This is a genomic window from Microbulbifer halophilus (genome assembly GCF_026183675.1).
Lineage (GTDB): Bacteria > Pseudomonadota > Gammaproteobacteria > Pseudomonadales > Cellvibrionaceae > Microbulbifer > Microbulbifer halophilus.
In genome coordinates this window covers 1-11,003 of the sequence record NZ_JAPIVK010000061.1, presented here as the reverse complement: position 1 = coordinate 11,003, position 11,003 = coordinate 1, and the positions used below count along the sequence as shown (strand labels likewise).

The 11,003-nt window shown below is 64.7% G+C and carries 10 protein-coding genes and 4 tRNA genes; 2 read left to right on the top strand and 12 right to left on the bottom strand.

The window, feature by feature from the left end; all coding sequences use genetic code 11:
• Nucleotides 1–195: 195 nt before the first annotated feature.
• The 11 genes from OQE62_RS18925 to OQE62_RS18875 form a co-directional block, all read right to left on the bottom strand.
• Nucleotides 196–270, bottom strand: a tRNA-Thr gene (locus OQE62_RS18925).
• 112 nt (nt 271–382) lie between these two features.
• Nucleotides 383–456: transfer RNA gene (locus OQE62_RS18920), tRNA-Gly, on the bottom strand.
• Between the two features lie 80 nt (nt 457–536).
• Nucleotides 537–620, bottom strand: a tRNA-Tyr gene (locus tag OQE62_RS18915).
• 113 nt (nt 621–733) lie between these two features.
• Nucleotides 734–809, bottom strand: a tRNA-Thr gene (locus tag OQE62_RS18910).
• A 167-nt stretch (nt 810–976) separates the two neighbouring features.
• Nucleotides 977–1,672: an SPOR domain-containing protein gene (locus OQE62_RS18905; protein ID WP_265723609.1), complete on the bottom strand. Its 696-nt coding sequence runs from the start codon at nt 1,670–1,672 to the stop codon at nt 977–979.
• Between the two features lie 19 nt (nt 1,673–1,691).
• A complete protein-coding gene (locus OQE62_RS18900) occupies nt 1,692–2,432 on the bottom strand; it encodes a type III pantothenate kinase (protein WP_265723608.1) in 741 nt (246 codons plus the stop codon).
• The gene (birA, locus tag OQE62_RS18895; RefSeq protein ID WP_265723607.1) at nt 2,432–3,430 is read right to left on the bottom strand and encodes a bifunctional biotin--[acetyl-CoA-carboxylase] ligase/biotin operon repressor BirA; all 999 of its coding nucleotides are present in this window, start codon (nt 3,428–3,430) and stop codon (nt 2,432–2,434) included. The genes OQE62_RS18900 and birA overlap by 1 nt, the downstream gene beginning before the upstream one ends.
• A 2-nt stretch (nt 3,431–3,432) precedes the next feature.
• Nucleotides 3,433–4,548: an alanine racemase gene (gene alr, locus OQE62_RS18890; protein WP_377535396.1), complete on the bottom strand. Its 1,116-nt coding sequence runs from the start codon at nt 4,546–4,548 to the stop codon at nt 3,433–3,435.
• A gap of 33 nt (nt 4,549–4,581) precedes the next feature.
• Nucleotides 4,582–5,793: an ABC transporter permease gene (locus tag OQE62_RS18885; protein WP_265723605.1), complete on the bottom strand. Its 1,212-nt coding sequence runs from the start codon at nt 5,791–5,793 to the stop codon at nt 4,582–4,584.
• Nucleotides 5,769–6,524 (bottom strand): ABC transporter ATP-binding protein, encoded by a 756-nt coding sequence (locus OQE62_RS18880; RefSeq protein WP_265723604.1) that lies wholly within the window; start codon nt 6,522–6,524, stop codon nt 5,769–5,771. Before OQE62_RS18880 ends, OQE62_RS18885 begins: the two co-directional genes overlap by 25 nt.
• Entirely contained in the window at nt 6,517–7,986 is a 1,470-nt protein-coding gene (locus OQE62_RS18875; RefSeq protein WP_265723603.1) for an alpha/beta fold hydrolase, read from the bottom strand. Before OQE62_RS18875 ends, OQE62_RS18880 begins: the two co-directional genes overlap by 8 nt.
• A gap of 156 nt (nt 7,987–8,142) precedes the next feature.
• Between OQE62_RS18875 and OQE62_RS18870 the strand changes: the two genes are divergently transcribed.
• Entirely contained in the window at nt 8,143–9,093 is a 951-nt protein-coding gene (locus OQE62_RS18870; RefSeq protein WP_265723602.1) for a hypothetical protein, read from the top strand.
• 19 nt (nt 9,094–9,112) lie between these two features.
• Here the strand turns inward: OQE62_RS18870 and OQE62_RS18865 are convergent, their stop codons facing one another.
• Nucleotides 9,113–10,015 carry an aldo/keto reductase gene (locus OQE62_RS18865; RefSeq protein ID WP_265723601.1) on the bottom strand — a complete coding sequence of 301 codons (903 nt, stop codon included), beginning with the start codon at nt 10,013–10,015 and terminating at the stop codon, nt 9,113–9,115.
• A 743-nt stretch (nt 10,016–10,758) separates the two neighbouring features.
• Between OQE62_RS18865 and OQE62_RS18860 the strand changes: the two genes are divergently transcribed.
• On the top strand, nt 10,759–11,003 hold a 245-nt coding region (locus OQE62_RS18860; protein ID WP_265723600.1), incomplete at its 3' end, for a hypothetical protein.

Below are 11,003 nucleotides of genomic sequence, written 5' to 3'. Positions count from 1 at the left end.
GTCGACGTGACCGATGGTGCCCACATTGATGTGGGGCTTGGAACGCTCAAACTTCTCTTTTGCCATTGCTAAGCCTCCTAATATAGGCCGCCCACAGCGCGCCCATCTCCAGAACCTGCCCAACCGGGAGCCGCAAAATCGACCCCCGGATACAAACAGCCGCAGAGACACCTGCCCCTGCGGCCATCAAAAAAATGGAGCTCATGGGCGGATTTGAACCGCCGACCTCACCCTTACCAAGGGTGTGCTCTACCCCTGAGCTACATGAGCATCTTACTGCCAATGACGACGCCCGAGAGCCCCGCCACAACAGGCAATCGATCCAGATCACCTGCTTCACCGCCATCCCGGCGGAATCTCCCACCTGCGCTCACACAAAATATGGAGCGGGCAGCGGGAATCGAACCCGCATCATCAGCTTGGAAGGCTGAGGTTCTACCATTGAACTATGCCCGCACGCGGGAACCTCCAAGCAAAAGGCCTCAACCTTCCGCTGGCGATGCCATCCGGCCAAACAACCTTCCGGCATCTCGATATGGTGCAGGGGGGTGGATTCGAACCACCGAAGCTTGCGCGTCAGATTTACAGTCTGATCCCTTTGGCCACTCGGGAACCCCTGCTCGAAAGCGGCGTGTATTCTCTACACCGACCATCGCGCTGTCAACGATTTTTTCCTTCAAATTCACAGACTTACCTGCAGAACTCAAAGTGGACAGCACGAGAGACAGAAAAATGGAGCTGGCGAGAGGAGTCGAACCCCCGACCGGCTGATTACAAGTCAGCTGCTCTACCAACTGAGCTACGCCAGCCCTGTCTCTGCACCGACGGTTCCGAAATCGGCCCCGTCAATGGAGGCGGGATTCTAGGGGAAGTTATGTCGACAAGCAACAGGCAATTGGGGGACAGGGACTCTCGGCAGGGTGCACCGTGCGCACCGTCTGGATCAAGGCTCTGCGGGCGCCCCTCTCACCCCCGCTCAGTCGGCCGCCACCTCGCTGCACAGATTCCGGCGACGACCCAGATCGGGATAGTCGCTCTGGAGCTGGCTCCAGAACTCCTCCGCCAGGCCGTCGATTTCGCCGGGCGGCATTACCACCCAGCGCTCCAGGTAGGTCTGCGGCTCTTCGCGGGTGCGGACCCGATGACCGCGCCCGCGCAGCTCTTCGGCCAGATTCTCGGCCCGCTCCGGCTCGGAGAAGATGCCGAAAGAGATACCGTTGGTCAGGGAGCCATCCGGGATCACATAGCTGTCGATCCCCTCCGCCTGCAGCTCGCGCAGCTTGCGAAACGCTTCGCGCCTCGTCTCCCGGGGCGCGAGGAATACCCAGTAGCGCATCTGGCCCTTCATCTCCAGCTCCCGCAGATCCGCGTCCAACTGCAGTGCCCGCAGGCGCTCGGTGACGTCCTCGCCCTGGTAGGCCTCCTCGAAGGGTCCGATCAGGGTACACAGCGATTCACCGCGCGCTTCGGGCTCGGGATCCGGTTCAGGCTTCGCGGCTGCCGGCGCCAGCTGCTCCGCCGGCACCTCGCTCACCAGCCGCACCGTCTCGCCCTCCCCGGTGCCGGGGAGCCTCTCCGCAGTCGCGACCATCGCGGGCGCGCGGCCGGTGGCCTGGAACCAGGCAAAGAGGCCGATATTGGCCAGCAACAGGGCGAGAACTATCCAGCGCATAGCATCAAAATTCTGTTTGTCAGGGGTTGCTCAGCGCGAGGCCGTCGAGCACCAGTTCCGGTATCAACTGGTGGGAGCGGTCGCACAGGGACGAAAAAAAGAGACCATCGCCACCGGTCAGCCAGAGCTCCGGCTCCGGGCCGCCATCGCGGACCAGTTCCCGCGACGCGCGATCAATGGCGCCCAGCACCATCAGCGGCAGGCCGCGATTGACCGCGGCATCGGTATCGCGACCGGGCGCCAGCGACATTCCGGGATTCAGCAGTTCCGCCGCTTTCACCGCGTCGGTATCCCGGTCCAGGGCCCGGCGCATCGGCGCCAGGCCCGGCAATATATACCCCCCCAGGTGCCGGCCGCCAGCGTCCAGCAGATCGATGGTGACCGCGCTGCCGCAATCGACCACCAGCGCCGGGACGGGATTCCGGTGGTGGGCGGCGAGCAGCGCCAGCCAGCGATCCACCCCCAGGCGCCGGGTATCCCGATAGGCACAGGTGACCCCGGCACAGGGGGACTCCACTTGCGCCAGCTCCAGCGACAGGCCCGGCAGGCCCCGCATCCAGTCGGCCAGGGCGGCGGCGGCCGCGGCGCCGGCGACATTGGCGGCGCGCACCCGCTGCGGTCGCAGCGCCACCAGCGCTTCGGGCAGGCGACCGCTTCTCAGCTCGGCGGTGTCGGTGCCCCCCCGCAGCGCGGCACCGGCTGACTCCAGCAGCCGCCACTTGGTGCGGGTATTGCCGATATCCAGTTCCAGAATCGACATCAGCCCTCCCGCAGCGACACTTCGCCGCCGTGGAAAAGCCGGCGCTCGCCGTTCGAATCCACGATCAACGCACCGCTCTCGTCCACGCCGGCGGCAGTGCCGGACCACTGCTGCCGGGTGCTGATGACCCGCACCGGGCGACCGGCAAACTGATCCAGTTGCTGCCACCGATCGCGATAGGCGGCAAAACCCCGCTCGGGGTAGCTCTGGAGCAGCGGCAGCAGCCGGTTCAGCAGCGCCGCCGCCAGCCGGTTGCGGTCGATGCCCGGGCGCACGCTGTGGAGATCGGTCCACGGCTGGTCGATTCCGGCGGCGACGTCGCCGCGCAGCCCCACATTCAGGCCGATCCCCACCACCACCGCGCAGCGGTCGGTCAGGTCGCCGGACAGCTCCAGCAGTACGCCCGCCAGCTTGCGCCCGCGGCACCAGACATCGTTGGGCCACTTGAGGCGCACATCCGGCACCGCAAACTCTTCCAGTGCCCGGGCAATAGCGACACCCACTGCCAGGCTGAGGCCCTCGAGCAGTTGCACGCCACCGCTGAACTGCCAGCCCAGCGACAGGTTGATGCCGCCGGAGAAAGGACTCAGCCACTGGCGCCCGCGCCGGCCGCGGCCGGCGGTCTGCTGTTCCGCGAGCATGGCGACGCCGTGGCCCCCGCCCTGCTCCAGCAGCCCCAGCAACTGCGCGTTGGTGGAATCCACCCGGTCGCACAGCAGCAGTTCGCTCAGCAACTCCCGCGCCGGCGGCTGCAGGCCTGCGCGAATTTCCGCGGCGCCCAGCAGGTTCAGGCCGCCGGGCAGTCGGTAGCCGCGCCCCTTGACCGATTCCAGCGACAGCCCCAGTTGCTCGAGTTTCTGCAGCTGCTTCCAGACGGCGGCGCGGCTCACCCCCAGGGCGGCCCCCAGGGACTCTCCGGAGTGCACCTCGCCGTCGGCCAGCAGCTCCAGCACCGGCCGCAACTGCGGCAGCGGGTTTTTCGGTGTGTCGGTATGCAATGTCAACTTCCCAGATAGCGGCGACCGTAGCGGTGGCCGAGGCTGGTGAGGATTTCGTAGCCGATGGTACCGGCGTAGCCGGCCATTTCGTCCACGGTGATTTCGCGGTTGAGCAGTTCGATGGATTCGAGCCCGTCCCGCTCGACTTCGCTGAGGGCGCCGATATCGTACACGGCGGAATCCATCGACACGCGCCCCACCATCGGCAGTCGCCGGCCACAGGCCCAGCCGCAGCCACGACCGCCTTGGGCGCGCAGTATACCGTCGGCGTAGCCGCCGCGCGCGGTCGCCAGCCAACTGCCGGCAGCGGCCTGCTGGGTGGCGCCGTAGCCGACGCTCCGGCCTGTGCCCAGGCGGCGTTTCTGCAGCACCGGCAGGCGCAACTCCACCACCGCGCGCATCGGGTTGGCCCCGCCCGGAACCGGGTTGACGCCGTAGAGTGCCGAGCCCGGTCGCACCACGTCGAAATGGTATTCCCCGCCCAGGCAAATGCCCGAAGAATTGGCCAGGCTCAGCTCCACATCGGGACACCGCTGGCGCAGTCGCCCGGCGGCCTCCTGGAAATTCCGCAATTGCAACGCGTTCTGCGGATGGTCGGGTTCGTCGGCGCAGGCCAGGTGACTCAGCAGCAGGCGGATATCCGCGCTTCGCAGCAACGCCGGATCGGCGAGCAACTGGTCGAATTCCTCCGGTGTCATCCCCAGGCGGGTCATGCCGGAATCCACTTTCAGCGCGCAGGGGCCGGCGATGCCGGCGCGGGAGCAGAGCGCCACCCATTCGCGCAGTTGTTCAAGGGTAAACAGGGTCGGGATCAGGCCGGCGCCGGCGCAATCCAGCTCGAAGCCGGGGCGCACGCCGGTCAGTACCACGATACGCACATCGTCGCCCAGCAGTTGCCGCAGCGCTTCCCCCTCGTCCTGGGTGGCGACGAAAAAGTCCCGGCAACCGCGACGCTGCAGCGCCGGCGCCACCTCGGCCATGCCCAGGCCGTAGGCATCCGCCTTGACCACGGCGCCGCAGCGGCTGCCGGTCGCCAGGCGATCGCGCAGTTGGATATAGTTGTCGCCGATCGCCCCCAGGTCGATCTGCAAAAGCCCCTCGCGGAAATCCTTATTCAATTGCACCTCTCTATACAGCTACAGCCTATACAGCTACAGCGCGCCCAGCAGACTTTCGCGGCGCAGTGCGCGCGCGCCCAACGCCACAGCCATCGCCACCAGCAACAGGCTGGCGGCAGAGCCGGCCAGCACCAGCGGCAGGGAAACGGGATCGCCCACCAGCAGCGATTTGAGCCACTGCTGCTGGCCCACCAGCGGCACCAGTTGCCAGAGCGGGTGGTCCAGTTCGACCCGGGACATATCCAGCGCCATCAACACAGTGACCGGCGCCAGCTGCAGAATACTCAACTGTGTCTGCGCATCCTTGAACGATTGTGAGCGCAGCGCCAGCAGTATCTGCACCACCGCCACCAGCAGCGCCAGCGGCAACAGCAGCAGCCCCATGGTGATGACGCCGGCGGTGGTGGTGGCCTGCTGGATACCCAGTTCGGCCAGCGGCATCGCCGGCATCAGCGCCACCATGGCGGCGATCGCCAGCAGCGAGCCGAGCCAGCCCATACTCGCCACCGCCAGGGTCTTGGCGGCAATCACCTGCCAGGCCGGCATGGGCTGTAGCAGCAGCGTTTCCAGACTCAGGCGTTCGCGCTCGCCGGCGGAGGTGTCCACCGAGGTGGCGAGGCTGGCGACAAACAGCGTCAGGATCAGCAGCCCCGGCACCATCGCCAGCAACATGGCGCCGCGACCGGAGGGAGTACTGACATCCCGCACTTCCAGTTTCCAGGGCGCCAGCAGTTGCGGCGCGACACCGCGGGCCACCAGGCGCTGGCCCACCACCAACTGCTGCAGTTTGCCCAGGCGCTCCTGCAGGTGGCGCTCGGCGCGACCGGTGGCGGTGGACGAGCTGTCTACATAGAGATAGAGCTGCGGCGTGCGGAAATTGCGGTAGTCGCCGGCGAAGTCTTCGCCCAGTTGCAGTACCACGTCGTAGTCACCGGCCAAGAGTGCGCGCGGTTCGCCTTGCTCGAGCGCGTCCACCTTCAGGGTGTCGCTGCGCAGCCGCTGTTCCAACAGCGGCGCCCGTTCGGCGCCCAGCAGTGCCAGCCGCGTGGTCTCCTCGGCGTGCTTTTTGACGAAAAAAGTCGTCGAGCCGGCGATCATCACCGGGAACAGCAGCGAAAAGCATACCGCCATCCACAGGGCGCGGCGATCGCGCCAGGTCTCGAGCATTTCCTTGCGCAACAGCGCCGCCATGCGACGCGTGGAAAAATTCCCCAGCCCCATCATGCCGGTGTTCCCTCTATGCATTCACTCCGCGCCGCACTGCCGTAGGCGAGGGCGACGAAACTGTCTTCCAGGTTGTCGCTGCCGGTATTTTCCATCAGTTCTGCGGGCGAGCCGTTACCGACGATACGGCCGTCGGCCATGACCAGCACGCAGTCCGACAGTTCCGCCACTTCCGACATCACATGGCTGGAAAACAGGATGGTGGTACCCTCGGCGCGCAGGCGCAGCAGTGTGCGGCGCAGCAGCCGCGCGGCGAGCACGTCGAGTCCGCGGGTGGGCTCGTCCAGGATCAGGTGTTGCGGCCGGTGCACCAGTGCCCGCGCCAGGGAGACTTTCATGCGCTCGCCCTGGGAAAAACCGCGGGTGCGCCGCTTCCAGAGCTCGCCCAGTTCCAGTTCCTCGCGCACCGCGTCGAGGGATTGCCGCAGGGCCGCTCCGGCCAGGCCCTGCATGCGTGCAAAGAGTGTCAGGTATTCCTCCACCGTGAGGCGCTCGTAGAGCCCCTCGCGGTCACCCACCACGCCCAACTGACGGCGCGCCGCCAACGGGTCCGCGGCCACGTCGCGGCCGCCGAGCAACACCCGCCCGGCATCGGCGCGCAGCAGGCCAGTGACGATACGCAGGCAGGTGGTCTTGCCGGCGCCGTTGGCGCCCAGCAGGGCGGTGATACGGCCGTCGGGAATCTCGAAGCCCAGTTCGCGCAATACACGCTGGCCGGCAAAGCTCTTGTCGATGGACTGCACCTCAATCACTGGCCACCTCCTCTGCTGCCGGTTCTGCACCGGCTTTTCCTCCCAGCGCCGGACCGTAGGCGTCGACCATGAACGGCGGCCGCTCGATGCCGGCCACACAGGTCTTGTCCAGCGGCTCCGCCGGTGTATTCAGGAAGCGCGCAATCAGGCCGGGGATACAGCCGCGGCGGGAATTGATATGGCCGCCGCCGGCGACGATCAGGTGCTGCCGGTTGGGCAGGTAGTCCAGCCGGCGCTCCGCGTAGACCGGCGGCGTAATCGGGTCGGCGGAGCCGGAAATCAGCAGCACCGGGTGATCCCGCGGTTCCGGCGCGCCGTAGGGTTTGGCGCTCACCGGCCAGGCCTCGCAGCCACTGTGGAACAGGTCGAAGAAGGCGGTGCCGAGAAAGGTGTCCGCGCTGTCCCGGGCCACTTCTTCGGCGCTGATACGATTCAGCGACTCGGCGCAGGCGACGGAAAAGGTCAGCCCCATGGCCATGCTGTCGGCGTTATTGATGAACAGGCCGGTGAGGCCGGACAGCGGCAGGTAGTTGCCGCGGCTCGCCTGGCGAACCGCATAGGGCAGTTGCGCAGCGGCTCCGGGATCGTAGAGGGCGGCGCGCACGGCGTTGGCCAGCACCCAGCGCTTTACTGGCTCGGCCGCGGGGGCGCCGGTCAGGGGGTCGGGAAAGGTCCGCGCCTGTTGCTCGCTCCAGCCTTGCAGCAGGCGATTGAGATCGCCTTTCCAGTCCCCCAGGCGGGCGCACTCCGGGTCAGCGACACAGTCGCGCTCCAGTTCCCGCAGTGCTTCCTCGGCGGCACTGGCGGCGAGAAACACTTTGCTGTCGATCGGTGCCACAGCGTCGAGCACCAGCGCGCTCAGGGATTGCGGGTGCCACTGCTGGTAGAGCAGCGCCGTGCGAGTACCCCAAGAGCCGCCCCAGAGGGCGATACGCCCGTGGCCCAGGTAGCGGCGTACCCGCTCCAGGTCCGCCACCGTCTGGCGGCTGCTCAGGGATTCGGCGAAGTCGGCCCGCTGCAGGTAGCAGTCCGCCAACTGGCGGGAAAACTGCTCCAGGTCCGCGGGCATATCCCGCTCGAAACCACAGCGGAACGCACCGGAGCGCCCGGCACCGCGGCGGTCCACCATGACGATGGCGCGCTCGCGATTGACCTTGCGGAAGGCATTCAACAGCGGCGCCAGCTCACTGGCCGCCTGTCCCGGGCCGCCCGCCAGCAAATAGAGGGGCTCGCGGCCGCCGTCGTTGACCGCTGGGGCCACCATCACCGCCAACCCGTCCGGGAAATGGCCGGACTGGCCGACGGACTGACTCACCGGCACCCGATAACAGCGCAGCGCGTCCCCCCAGCCATCCAGGTAGCAGCGCTCGCCGGCCGGCGCCTGCTGGGCAATCGCCGGCGACGCCAGGGCGCTGCCCAGGCACAGTGCCAGCCCCCACAACAGTCGTCGTATCCTTACCACTTGCTCCTTACTCCCGGTCGCGAAAAACGGGAGCCAGTCTATCGAATTTTGGCCGCCAATGCGTTCACCCGCGGCGCATAACGGAGGGAATTGCATTAGCGCGGTCGCGCCCACAGTGGTAAGGTTTCGCTTTGCATTCCCTCATCGCCTGCGCCCATGAGCTTTTCAGACCGAGAAAAACAACTGATTCGCGCAGCCTTCACCTGGGGCCAGATCACCCACCAGGAAGGCTATACCCTGTCTGACCTGGAAATCGAAAAGTCCGTTCTTTTCCGGCGCCTGCTCGCCGGGCGCCCGCCGCTGGCCTTTCCGCCGCCGCTGCGCCACGGCTTCCCCTGGTACGAGGTCATCGAGGGCCGCGGCGAGCATGTGGTCAATGCCTCCGAGGCCTCACCCGAGTGCAGCATCATCGCCCCCGGCAGCAAGCCCGGCGACACCTGTATCCTGATCGACGGCGCCTTCTGGCGGGTGGCGGAGACCGTGCGCGAGCGGGAAGAATATATTGTCGAGTGGGGCCAATACCCGATTCAGTGGCGATTGAAAAAGCACTGGGAGGTCAACTACGAGATGACCCAGCAGCTGAACAATTTCCGCAAGGACAACCCCAGCGCCGAACTCCATTTCGACAACCGCAACGGCCAGCGGGAGTACAGCGAGTTCCGCATCGACGACGAGAAGACCGTGTGGCTGAGCGAGTGGCAGTTGAGCCGCATGGGCCTGTCCGGCTGGGTCTGGGTAGGCACGCCGGTGGAAACCAACAAGCGCGTGCAATTGGCAACACTGGCTCGGGATCAGCAGGGTCCACTGGTGATCGGCGAGGCAGGCAAAAAGCGTGGCGACGGCTGGCTGCGTATCGAGCAAGCCGGAGAGGAGTTCCGCTTTATCAAACTCGGCGACGACCTTGAGTACCAGTCGCTGATGGCCGCCGCGATGACCGAATTCGAAACACTGCTGCACGGCATTGAAGGCGAAGAACTGGAAGTCATGGACTGGCGCAACGACAGGCCACTGCGTCACTACGCAGTGCCCACACACCTGGCTCCGCTGGAAGAATTCGACCTGGGCGGACACTACGACCTGATGCCGGACAACGCCTACGCCGGCTGAGCGGCGGTGTGGTGTAAGGTCAATCCACATCCCGGCCGCGGGCCGCCCGCAACAGGCGGAACCAGGCTTCCCGCGGCAACTCCACCGCCTGCGCCTCTATCGCATTGCGCAGGCGTCCTATCCTGCCACTGCCCAGCACCGGCACCATCGCCGATGGGTGCTGCAACAGCCACGCCAGTGCCAGCTGCTGCGGCTCCAGTCCCGTTTCTGCGGACAACTCGTCCAGACATCCCTGCACCCGCCGCGCGGCTTCACTGGAGCCGTTGAACAGTGCCCCGCCGGCGAACGGCGACCAGGCCATGGGGATCACCCTCTCCCGCTGGCAGAAATCCAGCTGGCCGTCGAACAGGGGGGCCGTATGCAACGGGGATACCTCGATCTGGTTGACCAGCAGCGGCCGGGACAGGCGCGACTGCAGTAATTCGACCTGGTGCGGCAGGAAATTGGAAACACCCACGGCCCGGACTTTGCCCTCCGACACCAGGCGATCCAGTGCACCTGCCAGCTCGCCCGCGTCCATCAGCGGATCCGGACGGTGGATTAGCAACAGATCCATCTGTTCTATCCCCATCTTGTCCAGACTGGACTCCGCCGCCGCTCTAACATGGCGCGCACTGCTGTCGTAGTGGTTGATGGCAAAGTTGTTATCAGCCCCCATCAGCTTGATGCCGCACTTGGACACGATCTCCAGCTGCGATCGCAATTCCGGCTTCAGTTTCATGGCCTCGCCGAACAGTTGCTCGCAGCGGTAGTCGCCGTAAATATCAGCCAGATCGATCGTAGTGACACCCAACTCCAGCAACTGCTCCAGCAGTCTCAGCGTTTGCTGGGGCGTATAGTTCCAGTCCGCCAGGCGCCAGAGGCCCATGGCAACGTGGGAGAGGGAAAATTCTGAATCGAGATGGGATTGAATACGTTGCATAGCTATCCGCCTGTTGTGGTGAGCCGGATTCTGACACCGTTGGTGCACAGTGAACAAGCGATCGGGATCATCCCTGCAGCAAGCCGGTATGACATTGTCGTTACTAACAGAATACAGGGACAGAGCTGTGCATAACCCCTGGATACAGCGCCGTAAGCGCCCTCCCACGGCGCCTGTCTTTTAATGGGTAAAAAAGCATCGCCCACTGCCTTCTCCCTACAGTGCAAATTTTCAATCGGTATTGATTGTTCAGGTGGACAGGAATCATTGATGGAAGGGCGGAAGGAGTTTTTCATCCCGGCTTTGTGAACTCCCTGTTACACACAGAATCTTTGGGCAGAACTGTGTATAAGTGGGGGATATCTCCAGTAGAGCGCATGGCTGTGCCATCTTCACCGACAGCACAGAAAATCACCAGCCTTTCACAGCGAGACCGCAACCCGGGAGCTATCCCACCCGGCAGTACACGGGAAGGGAATCTCATCCGGTGGGCAACTTTTCTCAGAAATTCAATAACTTGCTTTTCCGCTAAATTGGCAGACCGATCCCACGAAACAACCCCGGGCGAAATATTTTCAAGCTGCGTAAAAATCTCGTTACTCACAGAATAACTGGATAGAGCTGTGCATAACCGTGGGAAATCTCCTCCAGGGCGCATGGTTGAGCCATTTGTGAAGCCGGGTAAAAAAGCACCGGTAGTATCTGGTTCGGGAGTGGATGGGGAGGGGGATTAAGAGCCTGCTGTGCAGGCGATGGATTCCGAACATAAAAAAGGGCCACTCGATTGGGTGGCCCTTTTTATGGAAACATTGGCGGGTCATCGGGCAGTGATAGTACCGCTGTACATCTTTCCAAGCCGTCCCTGGCGCAATACCGGTTTGTTCGATCCGGCCCTGGCCCTACTCTCACTATGTTCGGCACTAACCCATTATCAGGCTTCTAAACATAAAAAAAGGGCCACCCGATTGGGTGGCCCTTTTTTTCTATG

Bases quoted from the DNA above. Each gene is read 5' to 3' on its own strand.
- OQE62_RS18905 (WP_265723609.1), bottom strand. From the start codon at position 1,672: ATGCGCTGGATAGTTCTCGCCCTGTTGCTGGCCAATATCGGCCTCTTT.
- OQE62_RS18865 (WP_265723601.1), bottom strand. From the start codon at position 10,015: ATGCAACGTATTCAATCCCATCTCGATTCAGAATTTTCCCTCTCCCAC.
- OQE62_RS18885 (WP_265723605.1), bottom strand. From the start codon at position 5,793: ATGCATAGAGGGAACACCGGCATGATGGGGCTGGGGAATTTTTCCACG.
- OQE62_RS18870 (WP_265723602.1), top strand. From the start codon at position 8,143: ATGAGCTTTTCAGACCGAGAAAAACAACTGATTCGCGCAGCCTTCACC.
- OQE62_RS18900 (WP_265723608.1), bottom strand. From the start codon at position 2,432: ATGTCGATTCTGGAACTGGATATCGGCAATACCCGCACCAAGTGGCGG.